The organism is Pseudomonas sp. RA_15y_Pfl2_54 (assembly GCF_963971015.1).
Taxonomy (GTDB): domain Bacteria; phylum Pseudomonadota; class Gammaproteobacteria; order Pseudomonadales; family Pseudomonadaceae; genus Aquipseudomonas; species Aquipseudomonas baetica_A.
Window position 1 is genome coordinate 14,461 of sequence record NZ_CAXAPN010000022.1, and the last position, 21,973, is coordinate 36,433.

Annotated in this window: 29 protein-coding genes; 9 read left to right on the forward strand and 20 right to left on the reverse strand. The window is 59.3% G+C overall.

All coding sequences use genetic code 11. From position 1 onward, the window contains the following. Positions 1-7 precede the first annotated feature (7 nt). The 6 genes from rimO to tsaA all read left to right on the forward strand — a co-directional run bounded on the left by rimO (position 8) and on the right by tsaA (position 5,236). Positions 8-1,345, forward strand: a complete 1,338-nt coding sequence (gene rimO / locus AACY50_RS16945) for a 30S ribosomal protein S12 methylthiotransferase RimO (protein ID WP_075946795.1) — start codon at positions 8-10, stop codon at positions 1,343-1,345. Between the two features lie 220 nt (positions 1,346-1,565). Continuing rightward, entirely contained in the window at positions 1,566-2,039 is a 474-nt protein-coding gene (locus tag AACY50_RS16950) for a GNAT family N-acetyltransferase (RefSeq protein ID WP_339430607.1), read from the forward strand. A 191-nt stretch (positions 2,040-2,230) separates the two neighbouring features. After that, the gene (locus AACY50_RS16955) at positions 2,231-2,941 is read left to right on the forward strand and encodes an rRNA pseudouridine synthase (protein ID WP_339430606.1); all 711 of its coding nucleotides are present in this window, start codon (positions 2,231-2,233) and stop codon (positions 2,939-2,941) included. A gap of 72 nt (positions 2,942-3,013) precedes the next feature. After that, entirely contained in the window at positions 3,014-3,481 is a 468-nt protein-coding gene (locus AACY50_RS16960) for a YehS family protein (protein ID WP_339430605.1), read from the forward strand. A gap of 130 nt (positions 3,482-3,611) precedes the next feature. Next, positions 3,612-4,382, forward strand: a complete 771-nt coding sequence (locus AACY50_RS16965) for an SDR family oxidoreductase (protein ID WP_339430604.1) — start codon at positions 3,612-3,614, stop codon at positions 4,380-4,382. 155 nt (positions 4,383-4,537) lie between these two features. Next, a complete protein-coding gene (tsaA, locus tag AACY50_RS16970) occupies positions 4,538-5,236 on the forward strand; it encodes a tRNA (N6-threonylcarbamoyladenosine(37)-N6)-methyltransferase TrmO (RefSeq protein WP_339464364.1) in 699 nt (232 codons plus the stop codon). 172 nt (positions 5,237-5,408) lie between these two features. Here the strand turns inward: tsaA and fpr are convergent, their stop codons facing one another. Next, the gene (fpr, locus tag AACY50_RS16975) at positions 5,409-6,188 is read right to left on the reverse strand and encodes a ferredoxin-NADP reductase (protein WP_002554680.1); all 780 of its coding nucleotides are present in this window, start codon (positions 6,186-6,188) and stop codon (positions 5,409-5,411) included. A 142-nt stretch (positions 6,189-6,330) separates the two neighbouring features. On the opposite strand from fpr, the gene AACY50_RS16980 reads away from it, so the two are divergent. Beyond that, complete coding sequence (locus tag AACY50_RS16980) at positions 6,331-7,257, forward strand: LysR family transcriptional regulator (protein WP_221732510.1); 927 nt, start codon at positions 6,331-6,333, stop codon at positions 7,255-7,257. On the opposite strand, the gene AACY50_RS16985 is transcribed toward AACY50_RS16980, so the two are convergent. From AACY50_RS16985 to AACY50_RS16995, 3 genes are all read right to left on the reverse strand, one after another. Next, entirely contained in the window at positions 7,254-7,616 is a 363-nt protein-coding gene (locus AACY50_RS16985) for a diacylglycerol kinase (RefSeq protein WP_236190235.1), read from the reverse strand. The two genes, AACY50_RS16980 and AACY50_RS16985, sit on opposite strands and share 4 nt — an antisense overlap. A gap of 74 nt (positions 7,617-7,690) precedes the next feature. Next, a complete protein-coding gene (erdR, locus tag AACY50_RS16990; RefSeq protein ID WP_221732508.1) occupies positions 7,691-8,341 on the reverse strand; it encodes a response regulator transcription factor ErdR in 651 nt (216 codons plus the stop codon). Positions 8,342-8,564: 223 nt separating this feature from the next. Continuing rightward, positions 8,565-9,311 (reverse strand): tRNA-uridine aminocarboxypropyltransferase, encoded by a 747-nt coding sequence (locus AACY50_RS16995; protein ID WP_339430600.1) that lies wholly within the window; start codon positions 9,309-9,311, stop codon positions 8,565-8,567. Positions 9,312-9,500: 189 nt separating this feature from the next. Here AACY50_RS16995 and AACY50_RS17000 point away from each other — a divergent pair, with 189 nt between their 5' ends. Next, positions 9,501-9,926 (forward strand): PA3611 family quorum-sensing-regulated virulence factor, encoded by a 426-nt coding sequence (locus tag AACY50_RS17000; protein WP_221732506.1) that lies wholly within the window; start codon positions 9,501-9,503, stop codon positions 9,924-9,926. Here the strand turns inward: AACY50_RS17000 and AACY50_RS17005 are convergent, their stop codons facing one another. Continuing rightward, positions 9,927-10,121: a hypothetical protein gene (locus AACY50_RS17005; RefSeq protein WP_339430599.1), complete on the reverse strand. Its 195-nt coding sequence runs from the start codon at positions 10,119-10,121 to the stop codon at positions 9,927-9,929. A gap of 349 nt (positions 10,122-10,470) precedes the next feature. Here AACY50_RS17005 and AACY50_RS17010 point away from each other — a divergent pair, with 349 nt between their 5' ends. Beyond that, positions 10,471-11,589, forward strand: a complete 1,119-nt coding sequence (locus AACY50_RS17010) for an LOG family protein (protein WP_339430598.1) — start codon at positions 10,471-10,473, stop codon at positions 11,587-11,589. 55 nt (positions 11,590-11,644) lie between these two features. On the opposite strand, the gene recX is transcribed toward AACY50_RS17010, so the two are convergent. The 15 genes from recX to AACY50_RS17085 all read right to left on the reverse strand — a co-directional run bounded on the left by recX (position 11,645) and on the right by AACY50_RS17085 (position 21,939). After that, complete coding sequence (recX, locus tag AACY50_RS17015; protein WP_339494409.1) at positions 11,645-12,112, reverse strand: recombination regulator RecX; 468 nt, start codon at positions 12,110-12,112, stop codon at positions 11,645-11,647. A 9-nt stretch (positions 12,113-12,121) separates the two neighbouring features. Then, positions 12,122-13,180: a recombinase RecA gene (recA, locus tag AACY50_RS17020; RefSeq protein ID WP_339430596.1), complete on the reverse strand. Its 1,059-nt coding sequence runs from the start codon at positions 13,178-13,180 to the stop codon at positions 12,122-12,124. An 83-nt stretch (positions 13,181-13,263) separates the two neighbouring features. After that, complete coding sequence (locus tag AACY50_RS17025; protein ID WP_339430765.1) at positions 13,264-13,764, reverse strand: CinA family protein; 501 nt, start codon at positions 13,762-13,764, stop codon at positions 13,264-13,266. 68 nt (positions 13,765-13,832) lie between these two features. Then, on the reverse strand, positions 13,833-14,351 hold the full coding sequence (locus AACY50_RS17030; RefSeq protein ID WP_339538888.1) for a lysis system i-spanin subunit Rz: 519 nt from the start codon (positions 14,349-14,351) through the stop codon (positions 13,833-13,835). Beyond that, complete coding sequence (locus tag AACY50_RS17035) at positions 14,330-14,896, reverse strand: glycoside hydrolase family 19 protein (protein WP_339538889.1); 567 nt, start codon at positions 14,894-14,896, stop codon at positions 14,330-14,332. The genes AACY50_RS17030 and AACY50_RS17035 overlap by 22 nt, the downstream gene beginning before the upstream one ends. 33 nt (positions 14,897-14,929) lie before the next feature. Continuing rightward, a complete protein-coding gene (locus AACY50_RS17040) occupies positions 14,930-15,184 on the reverse strand; it encodes a hypothetical protein (protein WP_339464359.1) in 255 nt (84 codons plus the stop codon). Then, a complete protein-coding gene (locus AACY50_RS17045; RefSeq protein WP_339538890.1) occupies positions 15,184-16,356 on the reverse strand; it encodes a glycine-rich domain-containing protein in 1,173 nt (390 codons plus the stop codon). Before AACY50_RS17045 ends, AACY50_RS17040 begins: the two co-directional genes overlap by 1 nt. Positions 16,357-16,374: 18 nt before the next feature. Continuing rightward, positions 16,375-16,821: a phage tail assembly chaperone gene (locus AACY50_RS17050; RefSeq protein ID WP_339464357.1), complete on the reverse strand. Its 447-nt coding sequence runs from the start codon at positions 16,819-16,821 to the stop codon at positions 16,375-16,377. Next, positions 16,822-17,685 carry a gp53-like domain-containing protein gene (locus AACY50_RS17055; protein WP_339538891.1) on the reverse strand — a complete coding sequence of 288 codons (864 nt, stop codon included), beginning with the start codon at positions 17,683-17,685 and terminating at the stop codon, positions 16,822-16,824. 55 nt (positions 17,686-17,740) lie between these two features. After that, positions 17,741-18,307, reverse strand: coding sequence for a tail fiber assembly protein (locus AACY50_RS17060; protein ID WP_339538892.1), 567 nt, complete (start codon positions 18,305-18,307; stop codon positions 17,741-17,743). Positions 18,308-18,314: 7 nt separating this feature from the next. After that, positions 18,315-19,394 (reverse strand): phage tail protein, encoded by a 1,080-nt coding sequence (locus AACY50_RS17065; RefSeq protein WP_339464354.1) that lies wholly within the window; start codon positions 19,392-19,394, stop codon positions 18,315-18,317. A 14-nt stretch (positions 19,395-19,408) separates the two neighbouring features. After that, positions 19,409-20,008, reverse strand: coding sequence for a YmfQ family protein (locus tag AACY50_RS17070; protein WP_339430587.1), 600 nt, complete (start codon positions 20,006-20,008; stop codon positions 19,409-19,411). Beyond that, positions 19,996-21,042 (reverse strand): baseplate J/gp47 family protein, encoded by a 1,047-nt coding sequence (locus tag AACY50_RS17075; RefSeq protein WP_339430586.1) that lies wholly within the window; start codon positions 21,040-21,042, stop codon positions 19,996-19,998. The genes AACY50_RS17070 and AACY50_RS17075 overlap by 13 nt, the downstream gene beginning before the upstream one ends. Then, positions 21,032-21,430: a phage GP46 family protein gene (locus tag AACY50_RS17080; RefSeq protein ID WP_221732523.1), complete on the reverse strand. Its 399-nt coding sequence runs from the start codon at positions 21,428-21,430 to the stop codon at positions 21,032-21,034. Before AACY50_RS17080 ends, AACY50_RS17075 begins: the two co-directional genes overlap by 11 nt. Then, positions 21,430-21,939, reverse strand: a complete 510-nt coding sequence (locus AACY50_RS17085) for a phage baseplate assembly protein V (protein WP_221732489.1) — start codon at positions 21,937-21,939, stop codon at positions 21,430-21,432. The genes AACY50_RS17080 and AACY50_RS17085 overlap by 1 nt, the downstream gene beginning before the upstream one ends. Between the last annotated feature and the right edge of the window lie 34 nt (positions 21,940-21,973).

A 21,973-nucleotide genomic window follows, 5' to 3' on the forward strand; every position in this document is an offset into this window, starting at 1 on the left:
GTTAGACATGTCCACCACTCCTGCGCCGGCCAATCCAAAGGTTGGCTTTGTATCTCTGGGTTGCCCGAAAGCACTGGTCGACTCCGAGCGCATCCTGACCCAGCTGCGTATGGAAGGCTATGACGTGGTGTCCACCTATCAGGACGCCGACGTCGTGGTCGTCAACACCTGCGGTTTCATCGATTCGGCCAAGGCTGAGTCTTTGGAAGTGATCGGCGAGGCGATCAAGGAAAACGGCAAGGTCATCGTCACCGGCTGCATGGGCGTGGAAGAAGGCAACATCCGCGACGTACACCCGAGCGTGCTGGCCGTGACCGGCCCGCAGCAGTACGAGCAAGTGGTCAATGCCGTGCACGAAGTCGTGCCGCCGCGTCAGGATCACAACCCGCTGATCGACCTGGTGCCGCCGCAAGGCATCAAGCTGACGCCGCGCCACTACGCCTATCTGAAAATTTCCGAAGGCTGCAACCACAGTTGCAGCTTCTGCATCATCCCGTCGATGCGCGGCAAACTGGTCAGCCGTCCGGTCGGTGATGTGCTGGACGAGGCTCAGCGCCTGGTCAAATCCGGCGTCAAAGAGCTGCTGGTGATCTCGCAAGACACCAGCGCCTACGGCGTCGACGTGAAATACCGCACCGGGTTCTGGAACGGCGCGCCGGTAAAAACCCGCATGACCGAGCTCTGCGAGGCCCTGAGCACCCTCGGGGTCTGGGTGCGTCTGCACTACGTTTACCCATACCCGCACGTTGACGAGCTGATCCCGTTGATGGCCGCCGGCAAGATCCTGCCGTACCTGGACATCCCGTTCCAGCACGCCAGCCCGAAAGTGCTGAAGTCGATGAAACGCCCGGCCTTCGAAGACAAGACCCTGGCACGCATCAAGAACTGGCGCGAGATCTGCCCGGACCTGATCATCCGTTCGACCTTCATCGTCGGCTTCCCGGGCGAAACCGAAGAAGACTTCCAGTACCTGCTGAACTGGCTGACCGAAGCGCAGCTCGACCGCGTCGGCTGCTTCCAGTACTCGCCGGTTGACGGCGCTCCGGCCAACGATCTGGATCTGGACGTGGTGCCTGACGACGTCAAGCAAGATCGTTGGGAGCGCTTCATGGCGCATCAGCAAGCGATCAGCTCGGCGCGCCTGCAAATGCGCATCGGCCGTGAAATCGAAGTGCTGGTGGACGAAGTCGACGAACAAGGCGCCGTCGGCCGCTGCTTCTTTGACGCCCCGGAAATCGACGGCAACGTGTTCATCGACAACGGCAGCAACCTCAAGCCGGGCGACAAGGTCTGGTGCAAAGTGACTGACGCTGACGAATACGATCTGTGGGCTGAACAGATCTAAGCACCACGCAGTACCTGTGGGCGGGCTTGCTCGCGAGTACGTCGTATCAGTCGACAAATCCGGTGACGGACACACCGCTTTCGCGAGCAAGCCCGCTCCCACAGGGCAATAGTGTCGTATTGAAAAGCCCCGCTCTTTTTACGAGATGCGGGGCTTTTTTAGGTCTATCGTTTGTGGGGGGGGAAGGACTCCCATCACACCTGACAAGAGGCTACCGGGCATGCGTCACCATTCGGTCATCCACACGCCGAAACTCAGCGACTATCAGGAACTGACCCGGGTCTGGGAGGCCTCGGTCCGCGCGACCCATGATTTTCTGCCGGACAGCTACATCGAACTGTTGCGCAATCTGGTGCTGACTCGCTACCTCGACGCGGTGATGCTGATCTGCACCAAGGATCGCGAGCAACGCATCACCGGTTTCGCCGGTGTTGCGGCAGGCAAGATCGAAATGCTGTTCATTGATCCCGACCATCGCGGCCAGGGTCTGGGCAAAAAACTGCTGAATTACGCCATGCAGCATTTGAACGCCGACGAACTCGACGTTAACGAACAGAACCCACAGGCGCTGGGGTTTTACTTCAAGCAAGGTTTTGAAGTCATCGGCCGCTCGCAAGTCGATGGCATGGGCCAGCCGTATCCTTTGCTGCATATGCGCTTGCGGCAGAACCCGCAGCGCTCGCAACACGGCTGATGCAACACAGAACAACCTGTGGGAACGGGCTTGCTCGCCAAAGCGGTGGATCAGCAGCCTTGGCGTCAACAGATACTGCGCACTCATGAGCAAGCCCGCTCCCACCCTCAATTAACCGCCTGTAAATGGAACCGGGCTTAACCGGCGCCACACAGGTACAATGCCCACCCCTTTTTTGTTACGGCCCTGTCATGACTGACCCGATTCGCCTCTCCAAACGCCTCATCGAACTGGTGGGTTGCTCCCGCCGCGAGGCCGAGCTGTTCATTGAGGGCGGCTGGGTCACCGTGGACGGCGAAGTGATCGACGAGCCGCAATTCAAGGTCGGCGACCAGAAGGTCGAACTCGACAAGGACGCCAAAGCCACCGCACCGGAGCCGGTGACCATCCTGCTCAACGTGCCGGCGGGCATGGATGCGGACAGCGCGATGCAGACACTGAGTGCTGAAACCCTCAGCCAAGAACACCGTTTCAGCAAACGCCCGTTGCGTGGCCATTTCCTGCGCCTGACCGCCAGCACCGACCTGCAAGCCAAGGCCAGCGGCCTGCTGGTGTTCACCCAGGACTGGAAGATTCTGCGCAAGCTCACTGCCGACTCGGCCAAGATCGAGCAGGAATACATCGTTGAAGTCGAAGGTGACATGGTCGCTCACGGCCTTAACCGCTTGCAGCACGGCCTCACCCACAAGGGCAAGGAACTGCCGCCGGTCAAGGCCAGTTGGCAGAACGAAAACCGCCTGCGCTTCGCCATGAAAAACCCGCAGCCGGGGATCATCGCCCAGTTCTGCGAAGCGGTTGGCCTCAAGGTTGTCGGCATCCGTCGCATCCGCATCGGCGGCGTCTCGATTGGCAAGGTTCCGGTCGGTCAATGGCGCTACTTGTCCGGCAAAGAGAAGTTCTAAAGCTTCGATTGCCGCCACACATTCCGGCATTGCGCCCGCGCGATGCCCACAACGTTTATCAGGATTACCCACATGATTCATAACGACGTTTTGCGCAGCGTGCGCTACATGCTCGACATCAGCGACAAAAAAGTCGTCGAAATCATCAAACTCGGCGGCATGGACGTGGACCTCGCTGACGTAATCACCTGGCTCGACAAGAAAGAAGAAGACGAAGAAGGTTTCGTGCGCTGCCCGGACGAAGTCATCGCGCACTTCCTCGACGGCCTGGTGATCTTCAAGCGTGGCAAGGACGAAAGCCGTCCGCCGCAGCCGATCGAAGTGCCGGTGACCAACAACATCATCCTGAAAAAACTGCGCGTGGCCTTCGAACTGAAAGAAGACGACATGCATGCCATCCTCAAGGCTGCCGAGTTCCCGGTGTCCAAGCCCGAGCTGAGCGCGCTGTTCCGCAAGGTCGGCCACACCAACTACCGCCCGTGCGGCGACCAGTTGCTGCGCAACTTCCTCAAGGGCCTGACCCTGCGCGTTCGCACCTGATCGCTCTTCAGCGGCGGCGATATCCAATCGCCGCCGCTGCGCATGACCGTTCATTCCTTGCAAAAATAGTGGCTCCGCTTTTCGCGGTTGACGACTAGGGTGTACTCATCCCTAGCCCTCAGGACTTGCCATGCACCCGTACTTTTCCCTGAAAGGCCGCACCGCTCTGGTGACCGGCGGCACCCGTGGTATCGGCAAAATGATCGCCAAGGCGTTTGTCGAGGCCGGCGCCCATGTGTACGTCTGCTCCCGGGATGCAGAAGCCTGTCATCAAACCGCCGAAGAACTCAGCGCCCTGGGCATCTGCCATGGCGTGGCGGCGAATCTGGCGATTGAACAAGGCGTCCAAGAACTGGCCGCGCGACTGGGCGAGCAGATCACCCATCTGGATATTCTGGTGAACAATGCCGGCACGACCTGGGGCGCCCCGCTGGAGAGTTACCCGGTCAAGGGCTGGGAGAAAGTCATGCAGCTCAACGTGACGTCGGTGTTCACCTGTATCCAGCAGTTTCTGCCACTGCTGCGCAAAGCGGGGTCGGCGGCCAATCCGGCGCGGATCATCAATATCGGCTCAGTGGCCGGAATGTCTTCTTTTGGTGAGCAGGCGTATGCCTATGGGCCGAGTAAAGCGGCTTTGCATCAACTGTCGCGAATTCTCGCGCGCGAACTGGTGAGCCAGCACATCAACGTTAACGTGATTGCACCAGGTCGGTTTCCGAGCAAGATGACCCAGCATATTGGCAATGATCAGCAGGCGTTGGCCGAGGATACGGCGCTGATTCCGATGAAGCGCTGGGGGCGTGAGGAAGAGATGGCGGCCTTGGCTATCAGTCTGGCGAGCACCGCCGGCGCTTATATGACGGGGAATATCATTCCGCTGGATGGTGGGTTCAACCTCTGATATCGGCGGCGCGGCCTTCGCGAGCAGGCTCGCTTGCACATTTGCAATGCGTTCTCTGTGTGGAGCTTGCTCGCGAAGAGGCCAGCCCTGCCAGCACCCGTCTTGAGGCATGCCGGGGTATCATGCCCGCCCGATCCCGCTTCTGACTCTAAACCATGACTTACAGCGTCTCCCCCATCGGCTTCGTGCGCTCCTGCTTCAAGGAGAAGTTCGCCATCCCTCGTCAGCCACAACTGGCCCCCGCCGCCCGTGGTGTGCTGGAACTGGTGGCGCCGTTCGATCAGGGTGACGCGGTGCAGGGGCTGGAGCACGTCAGCCACATCTGGTTACTGTTCCTCTTCCATCAAGCGCTGGAAGAAAAACCGCGCCTGAAGGTCCGCCCGCCTCGCCTGGGCGGCAACAAGTCGATGGGCGTGTTCGCCACCCGCGCCACCCATCGCCCGAATGGCATCGGCCAATCCGTGGTGAAACTGGACAAGGTTGAAGCTCATCGCCTGTTCATCTCCGGCATCGACTTGCTTGATGGCACGCCGATCCTCGACATCAAACCCTACGTGCCTTACGCCGACATCATCAACAGCGCCTCCAACAGCATCGCCAGCGCCGCGCCGCAACTGATCGACGTGCAGTGGACGGACAGCGCGCTGCAACAGGCGCATGCCCACGCGCGACGCCTTGCCGAGCCACTGGTCGAGTTGATCGAGCAATGCCTGGCCCAGGATCCGCGCCCGGCCTATCAAACCCCGGCGCCGGAACGCGAATACGGCGCGCAATTCTGGGATCTGGATGTGCGCTGGCATTACCCGACGCCTGCGCAGATTTGCGTCCTAGAGGTCATCCCCGCCGAAGCATAAACCCCGAAAACGAAAAAACCCGCGTGACCTTCTCAGGCACGCGGGTTTTTTACTGTCACACCACAAACCCAATGTGGGAACGGGCTTGCTCGCGAAGGTGGCGTGTCAGTCAACACAACGGCTGAATGTTCCGCCCTCTTCAGGAGCTCGCTCCCACGGGTTTTGACGGTGCTTACTTCTCGACGAACGCACGCTCGATCAGGTAGTCGCCCGGCTCGCGCATACGCGGCGACACGGTCAGGCCGAAGCTGTTGAGTACTTCGCTGGTCTCGTCGAGCATGCTTGGGCTGCCGCACAACATGGCGCGGTCGTCCTGCGGGTTGATCGGCGGCAGGCCGATGTCGCTGAACAGTTTGCCGCTGCGCATCAGGTCGGTCAGACGACCTTCGTTCTCGAACGGCTCGCGAGTGACGGTCGGGTAGTAAATCAGCTTGTCACGCAGCGCTTCACCGAAAAACTCGTTCTGCGGCAGATGCTCGGTGATGAATTCGCGGTAAGCGACTTCGTTCACGTAGCGCACGCCGTGGCACAGGATGACTTTTTCGAAACGCTCGTAGGTTTCCGGATCCTGGATCACGCTCATGAACGGCGCCAGACCGGTACCGGTGCTGAGCAGGTAAAGGTGTTTGCCTGGCTTCAAATCGTCCAGCACCAGCGTGCCCGTAGGCTTTTTGCTGATGATGATCTCGTCGCCTTCCTTCAGATGCTGCAACTGGGAGGTCAGCGGGCCGTCAGGCACCTTGATGCTGAAAAATTCCAGATGCTCTTCCCAGTTCGGGCTGGCGATCGAGTAAGCGCGCATAAGCGGGCGGCCGTTGGGCTGTTGCAGGCCGATCATCACGAACTGCCCGTTCTCGAAGCGCAGGCCCGGATCGCGGGTGCACTTGAAGCTGAACAGGGTATCGTTCCAGTGATGAACACTGAGGACACGCTCGTGGTTCATGTTGCTCATGTACGTTTGACTCCTGGATATTGGCTCTGCGCTTGCTCTGGGCTGAATAAATGCCGATGGTGCGCAATTGCATCGCATTCTAATAGCGCCGACAATATCTGTTAACTGGATTATTAAGATAAGGGTTATCGGTTATATCGATATGCGATTTACTCTCCGTCAACTGCAAGTCTTCGTCGCCGTCGCCCAGCAGGAAAGCGTTTCCCGTGCTGCGGGTCTGCTCAACCTCTCGCAATCGGCGGCCAGCACCTCTATTACCGAGCTTGAGCGCCAATCCAGCTGCCAACTGTTCGACCGCGCCGGCAAACGGTTGAGCCTCAATGCCCTCGGCAAACAGCTGTTGCCACAAGCAGTGGCGCTGCTCGATCAGGCCAAGGAAATCGAAGACCTGCTCAACGGCAAATCCGGTTTCGGCTCGCTCTCCGTCGGCGCGACGCTGACCATCGGCAATTATCTGGCGACCCTGCTGATCGGCGGCTTCATGCAGCGCCACCCGGAAAGCCAGGTAAAGCTGCATGTACAGAACACAGCCAATATCGTGCACCAGGTGGCCCACTACGAAATTGATCTGGGTCTAATCGAAGGTGATTGCAACCACCCGGACATCGAAGTGCAGAGCTGGGTCGAGGATGAGCTGGTGGTGTTCTGCGCCCCGCAGCATCCGCTGGCCAAACGCGGCAGCGCGACCATGGAAGAGTTGACCCATGAGGCATGGATTCTGCGTGAACAAGGCTCCGGCACGCGCCTGACCTTCGATCAGGCCATGCGTCACCATCGCAGTGCGTTGAACATCCGGCTGGAGCTGGAGCACACCGAAGCGATCAAACGTGCAGTGGAATCAGGATTGGGGATTGGCTGCATCTCGCGACTGGCGCTGCGCGATGCCTTCCGCCGCGGCAGTCTGGTGGCGGTGGAAACGCCAGATCTGGATCTGGCGCGACAGTTCTACTTCATCTGGCACAAACAGAAATACCAGACGTCGGCCATGCGCGAGTTTCTCGAACTGTGCCGCGCTTTCACCGCCGGGGTGCAGCGCAGCGACGAGATCGTCTTGCCAACCATCGCTTAAAGCAGAATCACGGCCCACACCAGGGCGATCATGCTCAGCGCAACGAATTGCGCCGCGCTGCCCATGTCCTTGGCGTTCTTGGACAGTGGGTGCAATTCCAGCGAGATGCGGTCGATGGCCGCTTCCACTGCCGAGTTCAGCAACTCGACGATCAGCGCCAACAGGCACACAGCGATCAATAGCGCCCGCTCAACCCGGCTAACATTGAGGAAGAACGTCAACGGAATCAGCACCACATTGAGCAGCACCAATTGACGGAACGCCGCTTCGCCCGTGAAGGCCGCGCGCAGGCCATCGAGCGAGTAACCGGAAGCGTTGAGGATGCGTTTCAGGCCAGTCTGGCCCTTGAAAGGTGACATAAAGTAGAAACCAACCAAAAAGGAGTGGGAAAGCTAGATCAACGACAGTCAAAAAAGCGTGAAGACGCCAGTCATTATTGGCTCGCAATTGACTCAAGTTGTTGCAGAAGCAAAGCAGCCTGCGTGCGAGTGCGCACATTCAACTTGCGAAAGATTGCCGTGACGTGGGCCTTGATGGTCGCTTCCGACACGCTCAGCTCGTAGGCAATCTGCTTGTTCAGCAACCCTTCGCAGACCATCGTCAATACGCGAAATTGCTGCGGCGTCAGGCTGGCAAGGCCATCGCTGGCAGCCTTGGCCTCAGCCGAAACGCTGACCGCCTCGAACGCTTGCGGTGGCCAGAACACGTCGCCATCGAGCACTTTGCGCACGGCCTCCTGAATCACGCTCAGGCCACTGGACTTGGGAATAAAACCACTGGCGCCAAACTCGCGGGACTTAACCATCACAGATGCTTCTTCCTGCGCCGAAACCATCACCACCGGAATCTGCGGGTATTGGCCGCGCAACATCACCAACCCGGAAAATCCGAAAGCACCGGGCATGTTCAGGTCCAGCAGGACCAGATCCCAGTCAGACTTTTCAGTCAGACGCGTTTCCAGTTCGGCGATGCTCGCCACTTCCACCAGGCGCACATCCGGGCCAAGGCCCAGCGTAACCGCTTGATGCAGTGCGCTACGAAAGAGGGGGTGATCATCGGCAATCAGGATGTCGTATGTGGCCATTTTTCAAATGATCCTGTTTTTGATGGCCGGCCCGGAGCATTCGGGTCTGGCCAAAGCAACTCAAGATGCCGCTTTGTAGCGGTATCCACAGGGGCACGTTCAACGCCAATCACTTGCAAACACGGCGTTTCAAACCTTGGCCGCACCCTAATCGGCGCCAAGCATGCCCAGCGAAGACTGGGCGGTCAAGCAGTACGGCCAGCGCGCTGTACAGTATGGGCCACTATTGGGCCAACGCTGCTTGCGGCTTTCGTATAAAGGGTTGCAGCTCGGCGTGGGCCGGGGTTGATTCGTTCACGTCCAATTGCTGTTTGGCACCGAGGTAATGCTGGCTGAACACATCGAAATAGGCGTCCAGCGCCGAGGCGGCGTCCGTATCGCCGGCCAGCTCAAGGCACAACGCCGCCACTTCGGCGGTGCACAGGTGCTCGCTTCGGGTTGAGCGGCGCAGGCGGTAGCGCGAGAGTTTGTCGGGCAACAGACTGAGAATCGGCAGGCGATCGAAGTACGGACTCTTGCGAAAGATTTTCCGCGCCTCGGTCCAGGTTGCGTCGAGCAAAATGAACAGCGGCCGCTTGCTGCCATCAGCCGCGACGGTATTGGTCACTCGCGATGGCTCGACGTATTCGCCGGGAAACACCAGATACGGCTGCCATTGCGGATCGTTGAGCAGCGCCAACATCTGCGGGTCCGGCTCGGTGCGCGACCAGATGAACGCATGGTTATCGCTGACCACATCAGCTATCAGCCAACCGGTGTTGCTCGGTTTGAACACTTCCTTGCCGGTCATGATCAGACACACACCGGAACGGGTTTCGACGCTTGGCCGCCAGGCGCACAGGCAATGACTGATGATCACCCGGCAGTCGCGGCACCGCTCGGAGCGAAAACCTCGCGCCTGAATCGGCTTGATGCCCGCGTCCTCGCGCTCATCGCGCAGGCGGGCTACAGCGTTGGGGGCATGATTCATCGCGGGGACGACCGGCAGACAGGGAAACTCGACACGAACAACACTCGGCAGGGCAATAAAGGCCGGCAGTTTACCAGAGCGGCGGGCACAAGCCTGTACCGTCCAGACCGGCTCCCCTATAATTCGCCGCCACTGAACGCACAGCCCCGTGGCTGGTCGAACCACCAGTCACCGAATCAGGAGAGTTTCATGCTGCGCCTTATCGTTCCCACCGCTGCCATTGTGCTGGCGTCGTCCTTCACCGCTCAGGCGGCGTCCTTGAGTGAGCAGAATCTGAACAGAGAGCTGCGCAACGTCGCCGCTCAAAGCAGCGTCGGTACGCCACGGGCCATCAATGAAGACATTCTTGATCAGGGCTACACCGTTGAAGGCACGCAGTTGATCAACCACCTGAGCGTGCAAAAGAGCCACGCCGAGAAAATGCGCGCTGATCCCAAAGCCGTATATTTCCAGCTGGGCGCCTCGGTTTGCAACAACCCGTCGTACCGCAAGCTGATGGCCAAGGGCGCGATCATGCGTTACGACTTCACCGAAGTGAAAACCAACAAAGCGATCGGCTCCGCCAGTTACCAGGAATCGGATTGCCCGAAAGCCGCACCGGCGAAAAAGAAGTAATCATCGCGAATTGGCGCGCCGCTGTTCATCCTCGGCGCGTAGCTCAGCCAGCAAGGCCTGTAAATAGTGTGAACGGCGCTCTCCTCCCGCCAACCGCCGGCAACATTCATCTTCGAGACTGACTTGATGGGTCTCGGCCGATGCTTTCAACATCCGATACAGCTGCGTATCGATTTCCAGAATCACTCTGGGCATATGTCCCGCCTCCTTGCCAACCGCAAATCCTTCAATAGCGCGCACCTTGCGTACTGTCGTTGACGCAACGTTGTCGTACGGTGCCTGTAAATCAGTTAATCAGAGGGTTTGCCGCTCGGCGCACGTTCGGACGAGCGGTGCTGTCATCGCGTAAAAATCAATCAGCGATTGCCAGTCTGGACGTGCGGCGCAATGATCGAGTCGGCGCAATCGCGCACAAGGGTCTAGATTCAGAGTATTCCCGATCACTTGTTAACGGCAGAAAAGGAACTGCCGACTGTGTGTTTTTGCAGCGCGGCACTGACGCCGCTCGTCAGGGCCACAAGCTCTGTGCAGAAGGAGACGTTGAATGCCTTACCAACCGAATGACCTCTTAAGCCGTCATTTTCAGGAAAGCGGCCCTGACCTCGTCATCAAGGTCGAAGAACAACTCAACCGCGTTTCACCCAATAGCCCCAATATCCCTATCTATCGCGACATGATCCTGACCGTGCTGCGTATGGCTCAGGAAGATCACAATCGATGGAATGCCAAGATCACCCTGCAAGCCCTGCGCGAGCTGGAGGAGGCGTTTCGGGTGCTGGAGCAATTCAAGGGCCGACGCAAAGTCACCGTCTTCGGCTCGGCGCGCACGCCGGTCGAGCATCCCCTGTACGCCATGGCCCGGGAACTCGGTGCAGCGCTGGTGCGCTCGGAAATGATGGTCATCACCGGGGCAGGTGGCGGCATCATGGCCGCCGCGCATGAGGGGGCAGGTCGCGATCACAGCCTGGGCTTCAACATCAACCTGCCCTTCGAGCAGCATGCCAATCCCACCGTGGGCGGCACCGGCAATCTGTTGCCCTTCCACTTCTTCTTCACCCGAAAGCTGTTCTTCGTCAAGGAAGCCGATGCACTGGTGCTGTGCCCTGGCGGCTTCGGCACGCTGGATGAAGCACTGGAAGTGCTGACGCTGATTCAGACCGGTAAAAGCCCACTGGTACCGGTGATACTGCTGGATGCACCAGGGGGCACCTTCTGGCAGGGTGCGATGGATTTCATCCACCAGCAACTGGCGGACAACCACTACATCCTGTCGACCGACATGAAACTGATGCGGCTGGTCTACTCGGTCGAGGAGGCAGTAGAAGAAATCAACCAGTTTTACAGCAACTTCCACTCCAGCCGCTGGCTCAAGCGCCAATTCGTGATCCGCATGAACCACAAGCTCAGCGATCAGGCACTGGCGCATCTGCAGGAAGCCTTTGCCGATTTGTGTTTGAGCGACCAGTTCCATCAACACACTTTCAATGGTGAGGAACACGACGAGGCACAGTTCAGCCACCTGACGCGATTGGCATTCGCCTTCAATGCCCGCAATCACGGACGCTTAAGGGAGCTGGTGGACTACATCAACTTGCCGGAAAACTGGGCCCATTCCAAACCGCAAACCGCGCAACGCAACCGAGAGCCTTCGAAGGTAATTTGAAGGCAAAAAAAAACGGCCCGCTATTTTCATAGCGGGCCGTTTTTGTTTAACCGTTTTAATCGTCCATCCCTCTGCCGCTGAACAAGCGGTTGATCATCTCCATCGAGAAGCCCCGATACGCCAGGAACCGACCTTGTTTGGCCCGCTCTTTGGCATCAATCGGCAGATGCCCGGAGAACTTTCGCTGCCACGTGTCCTGAAGTTGTTCCTGCCAACTGATACCACTTTCGCGTAAGGCGAGTTCGATATCGGCACGTTGCAAACCGCGCTGGCTCAGTTCCTCACGGATTCGCAGAGGGCCATAACCGGAACGGGCGCGGTAGGAAACAAAGCTTTCAAGGTAACGAGACTCCGAAAGCAGCCCTTCTTCCGTCAAGCGGTCCAGGGCTGTTTCGATCATCTCCGCCGGAGCGCCGCGCTGACGCAGTTTACGCGTCAGCTCGACTCGACCGTGCTCACGACGTGCGAGCAGGTCCATGGCGGTTCGCCGCACCGCGACGAGGGTATCGAGTACAAGTGTCATTCAAAGGCTTCAAACGTCGACATCGGCCTCGGCCATATCGTCAACCTTGTCCTTGGCCAGCGAAGCCTTGACGTCTGCTACGGGGGCCAGCAGCTTGTCACGCAGTTGTTTCTCGAGCTTGGTGGCGATTTCAGGATTGTCCGCGAGGAACTTGGCCGAGTTGGCCTTGCCCTGACCGATCTTGGTGCCTTCATAGGCATACCAGGCGCCGGACTTCTCGACGAAACCGTGCAGCACACCCAGGTCGATCATCTCGCCATTGAGGTAGATGCCCTTGCCGTAAAGAATCTGGAACTCGGCCTGACGGAACGGCGAAGCCACCTTGTTCTTCACAACCTTGACGCGGGTTTCGCTACCCACCACTTCGTCGCCTTCTTTCACTGCACCAGTACGGCGGATGTCGAGACGGACCGATGCGTAGAACTTCAACGCATTACCACCGGTGGTGGTTTCCGGGCTACCAAACATCACGCCGATCTTCATACGGATCTGGTTGATGAAGATGACCAGGCAGTTGGCGTTCTTGATGTTACCGGTGATTTTACGCAGCGCCTGCGACATCAAACGGGCTTGCAGGCCGACGTGCATGTCGCCCATTTCGCCTTCGATTTCAGCCTTAGGCACCAATGCCGCCACGGAGTCGACGATGATCACGTCAACAGCGTTGGAGCGCACCAGCATGTCGGTGATTTCCAGGGCCTGTTCGCCGGTGTCCGGCTGGGAAACCAGCAGGTCGTCGACATTGACGCCCAGTTTGCCGGCGTACTCAGGGTCGAGTGCGTGTTCGGCGTCGACGAATGCGCAGGTCGCGCCGGCTTTTTGAGCCTGGGCGATCACGGACAGCGTCAGTGTGGTTTTACCGGAAGATTCAGGACCGTAGATTTCAACGATACGGCCTTTTGGCAGGCCGCCAATGCCGAGTGCAATGTCCAGACCCAGAGAGCCAGTGGAGATGGATGGGATCGCCTGACGGTCCTGATCGCCCATACGCATTACGGCACCCTTGCCGAATTGACGTTCGATCTGACCCAGGGCCGCAGCCAAGGCTTTCTTCTTGTTGTCGTCCATTAAAGTCCTCACGTAATCAATAAGGCCTGACGGCCAACACCTGTATAAGTAGCCAGTATTATTCCACAGCGTTCGTGGATCGCCTACCCCTGATTTTCGATTTCTCTTGCCGCTAGTCGCAGGAGCCCCTCTAGCGCGGCCTTCACCGTTTGTCGGCGGACTTCATCGCGGTTACCGGCAAAGTGCTGAACCTCGCTGCAAACCGCGTCGCCGACGCCCCACGCCAGCCACACCGTGCCCACAGGCTTGTTCGGTGTACCGCCGTCGGGGCCGGCCACGCCGCTGACGGCCACGGCGAACCGCGCCAGGCTTTTGTCCTGGGCGCCGCACACCATGGCCTCAACCACTTCACGACTGACCGCTCCCACCGTTTCGAACAACTCGGCCGGCACATTCAGTTGCCGGGTTTTCTGGCGATTGGAGTAGGTCACATAGCCGGCCTCGAACCACGCCGAGCTGCCCGGTATCCGTGTGATGGCTTCGGCAATGCCGCCGCCGGTGCAGGATTCGGCCGTGGTGACGTGGGCATTGAGCACTTGCAGGCGTCGGCCAAGTTCGGCAGCCAGTTGGGTGATCTCTTTCAAGGTGCTCTCCGGATCGCGTGGAATGCGTACCACCGTACACGAGCCGGTTGCGCTTTCAATACACAGACTCATTCAAAATGTTCAGGCGCCAATGCTCTGACATAGGCCTGACAGGCCTGCAAGGCAATCAGTCCGCGGTCGCCGGTGTCGGTGATGGCGATAATTCGTTGAGCATGCGCCGGGTCAAGTCGGGCGCGTACGGTTGCATGATCCACGCTGCCGGTACCGGCGGTGGCTGGCACCCGGCAGCCTTGGGCAACGTCGCCGGTGTCGAGAAGGACTGACAGGCGCAGATCAGCAGTGGCAAGACGATCGCGCAGGCGATCCTGATCACGTTGGGCATCGCTCATGGCTCGATAGTGGGTTTTTTCACTGGCCGCAAGGCGTTGCTCCAGCGCCAGACGTTTATCCTGTTCGGCCTGTTGTGCGGTGGCGGCGGCCGTGGTCTGTTGATTGAGCGTTTCGGCGTTTAACCGAGCCTGCTCGGCCAACTGCCGACCGTAACGCCAGTCCTGAAACTGCCAGGCCAGCGCCGCCGCCCCGGCGGCGAGCAAAACAACGCCAATCACTCGCCAGGGGATTGGCATAGCACCGCCCTCGCCCGCGCCCAGATTTCCAGCCGATCCTGCAAACCGTTCAACCCGCCGTTGATGCGCCGGGTGATCGTGTTGAACTGGTCGCGGTCGGCCAGTTCGTTCAAGCCATTCTTTTCCCAGAACCACGCGGCGGATTCGGCGGCCCATTGCGGTTTTTCCAGCAGTTCCGGCAAGGACAGCAAACGCTCATCGCCGAACAAGCCGAGGCTGCATTGGCGATAGTTGGCGCGACCGGTGATCTGGATCAGCCCGCGACCGCGGTACCTTTGCCCGTCACCATCGGCCTCAAGCGTGTTGCCCAGCCGTAACGCCAAGGTGCCAGTGTCGTACTTGCTCAGGTACTGGTTGTTGCCCAACTCGCGCACGTACCGCAACTGGCCCGACTCGTGGCCGATTTGCGCGAGGAATGCAGCGATACGTTTGGGCGTATCGATCCGACGGTTGGCCATTGCGCTGTTGAGCGCAGAAACAAAAACGCCCGCTTGGGTGCGGGCGTTGGGCATGATGTTGATAAGGTTGTTTTCAGTTATTTGCATAATGCGTAATCCTCCCTGGATGCCCGGATTGAATCATGGTTGGCGGCCAATGCCTGCCAGCCATTTTCTTGCCAGAGTTTTCAGAGTGCTGTTCTGGACATTGTCCTCGGGCGGCGAATACACCCAGCCAAGAGTGCCAAAGTTCGCTGTCCATTCGACTTGTGGCGCTGGAGTGATAGCGGTGATGTCATTCCAGAGCAAATCCGGGTGAAACATCTCGACCATATTGCCGTCAGTCGAGAACAGTTCGACCACCGTGTTATTGGCGATGCGCGCGTAGGTTTTCATCAGGCGTACTCGTAAATGATTACGGCACCCGGACCACCGGCCCCACCTTGTCTTCCAGGTCGGTTAACCGAGTTACCAATACCGCCCGCTCCGGAACCGTAGCCGGAGCCCGGCGCCGCCGCCACAGACAAGGCGCTGCTGCCATATCCGCCGCTTCCCAATGGGGAGCTAGCGCCGTGCCCCGCAAGCACCGAGCCGTTGACGCAGATACCCGGGCTGCCTGCGGCTCCCGCCGTGCTGACAATATTGCCGCCAGATGGGGCCTGGTTTGGAAAACCGCCCGTATACAAACCGAACCCAGGTAATGCCAGCAATGCGACCCCGTTACCACCCCCACCACCCGGAGCAGAAACAAGCGATCCGAATGAGCTGGTTCCCCCGCTCCCGGCACTACCACCGTTACCTTCTGCTATAGGCCCGCTCGCGCCTGCGCTGCCTATCGTGATCGTCTGACTGCTGCCAATCGCTGCAGAATCAAGCCAGGCTTCTGCATATCCGCCCGACGCACCACCACCCGAGACAGAAATCTGATTGGAGCCTGTTGCAGGAATGCCCGCACTACCACCACCACCGCCAACCATTTTCACCAACACATTTTTCATGCCCACGGCGGGCACATATGTCCCGGATGCAGTAAACGTCTTCACCCCCAACAACCGCCCACTCAATGCGATACCACCGCTCGCATAAACCAAAACCCAGCTGTCCAGCGCCGCGCTGTACACCACCGCGCACACACTGCCGCCAACAATCTCCGCCGGGCGCAACGCACTCAGCGCCAGATTCACCAGCGGCTTGGGCAGCAAACCATTCGGCGCAAATGTACTCGCCCCGGTGTTGGCATTACCGGCGGTGAATCGCAACGCGAGGCCATCCTTCAGCGCCGTGATAGCTGGCGCGTAGTTGGCCATGTAAAGGTTGGCGGCACCGAGATCGGACGCATGTTTATCTTCGCCTGCCTGACTGAGCTTTTTCACCGCTTGCAGCACTTGCGTGGCATCGGTTTCGCTCGGTTCAAGCCCAGCGGATTTGACGACATTCAACAATTCATCGGTAACGCTATTGCCCCAGGTAGCCGGGATCAAAGATCCAGGCAATCCTGCGATGACGTCTTCATTGACGAACTTGCCGTTGACCAGCCCTACGCTGGGAACACTTTTTGGATAATCCATTTCCACATCCCTGATGATTTAGCGCGCAGCAGCCAGCCACTTCGGCGCTACCGGCCGATGCTCGCTGAACGGAAAAAAAGAACCTTGCGGCCAGTCCCGCAACTCTCGGCGATAGGTTTGCAATTCAGCGTATTGCTCGGTGGTCAATGTAGTGCCGCCGCCGTCCTCGAGTTCATCGCGGTCACGTGCCACCAGACCATCAGTGGCGGCCAGTTGCGCGGTGCGCCAATGACGCTCAGCGTCGGCGGCTTCCTCTGCTGAAGGCGGTGGCGGGTCAACGAGAATGGGAAAGCCGTTATCCGCCCGTACACCAATGACTTTTGCAGAGACCGACAGTTGCTGCAGAAGCGAGGTCCAGTAGGCTTGAGGAATTTCGATGACGTCGTCGGGAATCTCCGACAAATGGATACCCGGTACATAAACGCCCCGGGTGCTGGCGCTGAAGAGAACACTGTAGACGTTCATTCAATAACCCTTCACCTGATAGTGGACAGTCCAGCCGGCTGAGACCGTACCGAGATAACTGCGGATTTTCAGATGGCACCCGAATTTGTTTGCCGACGGGTTGCCATTCAGAATAACCATGGCGCTATCGCCCCCGGCATGAGTCGCCACGATGTTGCTGAATGCATTGGGGAAAGCGATAGGGAATACGACATTGACATCGCCATTGGCGTCCGAAACTGCCGCCCCCCACTGCTCGATAACGCCGCTCGCAAACCGCTGATAGCCGGCATCGCCAAAGACACCGGAATTAGCCGACGCGAACCGGTCGCTGACCGAGCCGCCGTAGAGGCGCCAGTCGCCGCCTGTACGGAACAACTGCGCGGAGTCACCGATACCCAGTACCAGCGTTCCCACCGTATTGCTGCTGACAATACGGTCGTTCGGCGCCGGGTTGATCGTCAGCACACCGGTGCCAAGATTAAGGATGGTCAGCGTGCTTGTGCTCATGACACTGGTGGTAACCGGCATCGTGGCCGTGACCGCCGTGCTGCTGTTGAAACTCACCACTCCGCCCGCTTGAGACGCTGTCAAAGCAGCGCTGGTCGCATAGGTCGAAAATCCGGAAAACTGCGTACCGCTGCGGTTTACAAAACCGGTGGTGGCAACGTTCTGGCTGTTATCAAACTGTGGCGGTGTTGCAAACAATCGGTTGCTGCGCAAGGCCGTCAGCAGCTGATCGGTTTTGGCTTCTGACGCGGTGAGGCCCGCTGCCTGGATGACATTCAGCAACTCCTGGGTAACGCCATTGCCCCAACTGGCCGGTATCAACGATCCCGGTTTGCCGGCGATTGGGTCTTCATCGACAAACCGACCGTTGAGCAAGCCGGCACTCGGGACACTGTTTGGATAGTCCACTATCCTTCTCCTTGTGTGTGAATCAGGTGTTTACCGTCGTTCCGGGTGCAACGGGCCAGATGATTTCCTCGGGGAAACCGGCCTGCTTTTCGATGCGGTTGAGTTCAACGCTGTAGAGTTTCCATTCGATCAACAGAAGCTGTTCGTCATGACTGGCATCGCCGATGTCTTCGGCGTATTGAAGGGGCGCGATGCGCAGGACGGCGTCGCGAAGTAACGTGTCTCGCAAGCGGAACACATCGACTTTGATCGCAAATACGCGCGCGGTTTCATCGAGTTTCCAAGTGTTCTCGATCCAGAAGTAACCGTCGCCCGGCCACGGTTCGGCAGTGAGTTCGTCTGGTAACTCTCCCGGCTCACTCCATATCTGCTTTACTCCGTTTTCCTTCCGATACACCGCACCTCGACGGTCTATCACTTCACGGGGAACGTTGTTCACCAATGTCCAGACACGGCCACTTTCAGGCGCTGGTAATTTGAATGAAAGTTGAACGGCATTACTCGGCAGTTGGACACCGAGGCCTGGTGTAACAGCAAATTCAACAGGGCCATTCAAGAAGCCCAAGTGATCAATCAGATAATTAAACATGGGCACCTCAGATAAGTTTGATTCGACCCGGATAGGCAATATTTCGAGGACGCGTGATACCGCCATGGTTCAACAACTCAGAGTCTACGATTGGCGTAACCGGCGCTGCAGGTGTGATGTATTTGACTGTAGCGCCCGCGTAATCGGCGTAGTTGCCCATGTCGAGACCCAACTGGGTTTTCTGGGAAATGATGTGTGTCGCGAACAAAATATTGTCGGCAATCCCATTGTCGCCCTGAACCAAAGAGCCTTTTTGCCAAGACCCCGGTGCACGTCCGGTATCGACCAGACCGCCTTCGGCCAGTACGCGCAAAAACTCGCCACGGGCCTCTGGCAGACGAAAAGTCGTGGCGCCGTCTCCAGGCGTCCACGCACCACCTCGATCGGCTTCCGAACGCAACATGCCCGACTGCTGCGCGTGATCCCAGAGCCATGGCCATTCCGAGCGATTCAGTAACGATCCATTCAGCGCGGCATAGCCACCGGGCAGTACTGCCAGCGTGGTCTCAAAGGCGATGTACCCGAGTGAGGATCCGTCCAGACGACCGACTGGCCACCAATTGCCCGATGTATCGCTGCGTAAATGCCACCAGTCACCCGCTCCCATCAAAACGAGAAACGGATAACCCGAAGCATTCAGGTGGGTGTGAAACTTGATCACATCGCCGCTTGAACTTTGCACGACCAAGCGATTTCCACTGTTATCGACACGCCGCACAATGACGTCACGTACCCCTAAGCTGGCATTGGCTGGCGGCAGACGTACACTCAGCGATCCGGCCCCGGCATCGATCAGAACCAGACCAAGCTCTTCACCAGTCAACAACCTCGACGTGCCTACCCGAGTGATGACCGAACGCATCGGACTGGCTTTGCCAACAATCGCCTGTATCGCCTTGAACAACTGGCCGTTATCCGCTTCAGAAGCGACCAAGCCGCCACCGGTAATCACACTCAGGATCTCCTGAGTCACACTGTTGCCCCACACCGCCGGAATCAACGACCCCGGCGTCCCCATCAACGGGTTCTCATCAACAAACTTCCCATTCACCAACCCGGCGCTGGGCACACTCTTCGGATAATCCATCCCTTCATTCCTCCCTAGTCATAATTGATGTGCACCTTGGTATGCGCCGGTGCGCTGCGGTGGATCAGGCATTCCAGTGCCGAGCCTGGGTTGACGCCGAAGCGCTCGCCCCAGTAACTCGCGCCGAATCGCCGGCCGAGCAGCAGGCGGCCGCCGGTGTTGAGCGTCCACATGAACTGCGCTTCCCACGTGCCCCAATGCGCGGCACCGAAGCGCGCACGGCCCATGCGTGGGGCTTCGTGTTCGGTGATGCTGGCGTTGGGGTAGCCTTGGCTTTTGGCGATTTCGAGGTAGTAGCCGACGGCCTGGCTGCCGACCGCGAGCAAACGGCGGCGTACGGCGAGGCGGCGGTCGTCGAACAGTGGCGTGGCGCCCAGGCACGGGTCGGGCAGGTCCATCACCCGCTCCCAGTCCGGCACCAGTTCGCTGACGCCTGCCGGGTCCATCTCGTTGAGCAGGTCGGCGGCGCGGGCGTCGAGGCGGGCCAGTTCGACGGCGACGCCTTGCAGCACTTCTTCGAGTTCCGGCACATGCTCCGGGTCCCATGCCGGGCCGCTCGGCAGCAGGGCGCGCAGTTGCGCCTGATATTGCGCGGCGGTTCTTATGCCCCCCATACGCAACCTCCGAAGGTCAGCAATTCGCTTTGACCGGCCGGTACATCAGCGGCCGGTGCGGTCAACGTGTGATCGTATTCACCGCCGGCACTGCTGATGGCTTCGCGGATATGGCTGATCAGCAACGGCACACCCAGATCGGCCTCACGGTTGTGCAGGTCGCGCAATTGCGCTTCAACGGCGGCGCGCACAGCGGTGGTGTCCGGATTGACGCTCTTGAAGCGATAGACCACCGGCACCTGGATCGGTCGCTGCACATGGACCTCGGCGGTCACCGGGCGCAGCGGTTCGATGTAGTCCTGAACCTCGGCCAGTTGCTCGTCGTTGGGCACCGGTTGCGGATCTTCATCACGCATGATGAACACCGTTACCGTGCCCGGCCCGAGCAAACCACCCCGGCACCATGCGCGCGTCACGCCCGGCACTTCCAGCGCCCACGTCTCGTAGTCACTGGCCGAGCCGCCATGGGGAATCACGCGGTAAGAGCGAATCACCCGCGAGCGCAGCGATTCCAGACTTTCCCGCGCCACGCCGCCGCTGAGACCCGGCGCCAGCACCACGAAACTGTTGCCGACCACGCCGGCAATCGGTTGCACCGGCGTCAGTGCCAGACCCGCGTCGGCATTGCCCAGGCTACCGGCGTCGAGTGCGGCGATGGTGGTGCTGTTGCTGCCATTCACCGTGGTGCGCGCGGTCGTCACTTTGTAGGTGCGACCATCGCTTGATTGCAGCAGTGTGTCGGCGTCCAGAACAGCACCGGCCGTCGCAGTAAAACTCACACTGCCGGTGGCCACTTGCGCAGGTTTGCGCGGCTGATTCAGGCGCAATGCGGCGATGCGTTCCAGGGTCGATTCATCGGCTTTGTCCGGCAAAATCTGCTCGGCAATCCAGTCGAGGTAACCGTACAGGCCATAAGCGGCGCCGCCTAAGGCACGGGCCAGCACTTGCGCATCGGACTGGCGCAGCGAATCGCCGGCCAGGTCGCTTTGGGTGCGCTTGATCAGCACCGGCAGCGAAGGGGTTTCAAACGGCATAGATCACCTGCCAACTGTTATCGGGGTTGATGTCCAGACGTTCGCCGTCGGCCAGGGTCAGGACCGTGCGCAGGTTCAGGCGCTGGGCGTCGAGGCGTTCGCTGATGATGTCGATGGCGCTGCAATGGCCGTCGTCGATCAGCCATTGCAGGGCTTCGCGGGCATAGAATTCGGCGTCCATCTGGGTCTGGCGGGTCAGCTTGACCCGGCGCAACAGCCACAATCGCGAACCGATGCGGTCGTCGGCGACGGTGGGAAATGTGTCGCCCCACCAGCCGTAACGTTCGTCGTCGTCGAGGGCGTCGTCATCGGCGGCACGGCGCCAGGTGAACAGGCTGATAAGCACGGCTCGGGTCAGCGCAGCGTGGAGGTTCTGGCTGATCAACATCATTGGCCTCCTGCCGGTGCACCGGTCTGGCCGTTGCCGGCCTGTACACCGACGTGCACATGTTTGATCTGGCTGATGCCGCCAGCCAGTTGGTCTCCGCTGGAAACGATCTTGCCGGTCTGGTTGATCACCGGCGTATCGAAATTCACAGCGGTCGTGGCGCGGATGTTCAGGGTGGCGGTTTCGATATCGATGATCCGGCCACGCTTGAAGTGAATCTTGTCGCCTTCGTCGGTGTAGATCGCCACTTCACCGGAGGCCAGCGATTGCAGGCGATAACGGCGGTCGGCGATCACCAGGGCGATGGCGTGTGAACGGTCACCGCCGATAAACGTGACAACACCTTCAGCGCCGGCCAGTGGGTTACTGGTAAAGCCGTAAGGTTCGAAGTGCTCCATGTCATCGTTCACTTCGCCAGCGGTGAGGCGCATTTGCAGCGATTGCAGCTTGGATGCCGAATGGGCGAGCACGACAGTGCCGCGCGCCAGCAGGCGTGTCAGTAGGCTCATGAATTGTCCTCAAAGAGCAGCCCCGACACGGACA

Excerpts from the sequence above, each read along its gene's own strand:
- AACY50_RS17080 (WP_221732523.1), bottom strand. The coding sequence starts at position 21,430 with ATGTTGATCAGCCAGAACCTCCACGCTGCGCTGACCCGAGCCGTGCTT.
- recA (WP_339430596.1), bottom strand. The coding sequence starts at position 13,180 with ATGGACGACAACAAGAAGAAAGCCTTGGCTGCGGCCCTGGGTCAGATC.
- AACY50_RS17050 (WP_339464357.1), bottom strand. The coding sequence starts at position 16,821 with ATGAACGTCTACAGTGTTCTCTTCAGCGCCAGCACCCGGGGCGTTTAT.
- AACY50_RS17005 (WP_339430599.1), bottom strand. The coding sequence starts at position 10,121 with ATGCCCAGAGTGATTCTGGAAATCGATACGCAGCTGTATCGGATGTTG.
- fpr (WP_002554680.1), bottom strand. The coding sequence starts at position 6,188 with ATGAGCAACATGAACCACGAGCGTGTCCTCAGTGTTCATCACTGGAAC.
- AACY50_RS17045 (WP_339538890.1), bottom strand. The coding sequence starts at position 16,356 with ATGGATTATCCAAAAAGTGTTCCCAGCGTAGGGCTGGTCAACGGCAAG.
- tsaA (WP_339464364.1), top strand. The coding sequence starts at position 4,538 with ATGACTTACAGCGTCTCCCCCATCGGCTTCGTGCGCTCCTGCTTCAAG.
- AACY50_RS17010 (WP_339430598.1), top strand. The coding sequence starts at position 10,471 with ATGCCTTACCAACCGAATGACCTCTTAAGCCGTCATTTTCAGGAAAGC.
- AACY50_RS17075 (WP_339430586.1), bottom strand. The coding sequence starts at position 21,042 with ATGCCGTTTGAAACCCCTTCGCTGCCGGTGCTGATCAAGCGCACCCAA.
- AACY50_RS16995 (WP_339430600.1), bottom strand. The coding sequence starts at position 9,311 with ATGAATCATGCCCCCAACGCTGTAGCCCGCCTGCGCGATGAGCGCGAG.
- AACY50_RS17085 (WP_221732489.1), bottom strand. The coding sequence starts at position 21,939 with ATGAGCCTACTGACACGCCTGCTGGCGCGCGGCACTGTCGTGCTCGCC.
- AACY50_RS17060 (WP_339538892.1), bottom strand. The coding sequence starts at position 18,307 with ATGTTTAATTATCTGATTGATCACTTGGGCTTCTTGAATGGCCCTGTT.
- AACY50_RS16950 (WP_339430607.1), top strand. The coding sequence starts at position 1,566 with ATGCGTCACCATTCGGTCATCCACACGCCGAAACTCAGCGACTATCAG.
- AACY50_RS17040 (WP_339464359.1), bottom strand. The coding sequence starts at position 15,184 with ATGAAAACCTACGCGCGCATCGCCAATAACACGGTGGTCGAACTGTTC.
- AACY50_RS17070 (WP_339430587.1), bottom strand. The coding sequence starts at position 20,008 with ATGGGGGGCATAAGAACCGCCGCGCAATATCAGGCGCAACTGCGCGCC.
- erdR (WP_221732508.1), bottom strand. The coding sequence starts at position 8,341 with ATGGCCACATACGACATCCTGATTGCCGATGATCACCCCCTCTTTCGT.
- AACY50_RS16985 (WP_236190235.1), bottom strand. The coding sequence starts at position 7,616 with ATGTCACCTTTCAAGGGCCAGACTGGCCTGAAACGCATCCTCAACGCT.
- AACY50_RS17065 (WP_339464354.1), bottom strand. The coding sequence starts at position 19,394 with ATGGATTATCCGAAGAGTGTGCCCAGCGCCGGGTTGGTGAATGGGAAG.
- AACY50_RS17000 (WP_221732506.1), top strand. The coding sequence starts at position 9,501 with ATGCTGCGCCTTATCGTTCCCACCGCTGCCATTGTGCTGGCGTCGTCC.
- rimO (WP_075946795.1), top strand. The coding sequence starts at position 8 with ATGTCCACCACTCCTGCGCCGGCCAATCCAAAGGTTGGCTTTGTATCT.
- AACY50_RS16980 (WP_221732510.1), top strand. The coding sequence starts at position 6,331 with ATGCGATTTACTCTCCGTCAACTGCAAGTCTTCGTCGCCGTCGCCCAG.
- AACY50_RS16960 (WP_339430605.1), top strand. The coding sequence starts at position 3,014 with ATGATTCATAACGACGTTTTGCGCAGCGTGCGCTACATGCTCGACATC.
- recX (WP_339494409.1), bottom strand. The coding sequence starts at position 12,112 with ATGACACTTGTACTCGATACCCTCGTCGCGGTGCGGCGAACCGCCATG.
- AACY50_RS16955 (WP_339430606.1), top strand. The coding sequence starts at position 2,231 with ATGACTGACCCGATTCGCCTCTCCAAACGCCTCATCGAACTGGTGGGT.
- AACY50_RS17030 (WP_339538888.1), bottom strand. The coding sequence starts at position 14,351 with ATGCCAATCCCCTGGCGAGTGATTGGCGTTGTTTTGCTCGCCGCCGGG.
- AACY50_RS16965 (WP_339430604.1), top strand. The coding sequence starts at position 3,612 with ATGCACCCGTACTTTTCCCTGAAAGGCCGCACCGCTCTGGTGACCGGC.
- AACY50_RS17035 (WP_339538889.1), bottom strand. The coding sequence starts at position 14,896 with ATGCAAATAACTGAAAACAACCTTATCAACATCATGCCCAACGCCCGC.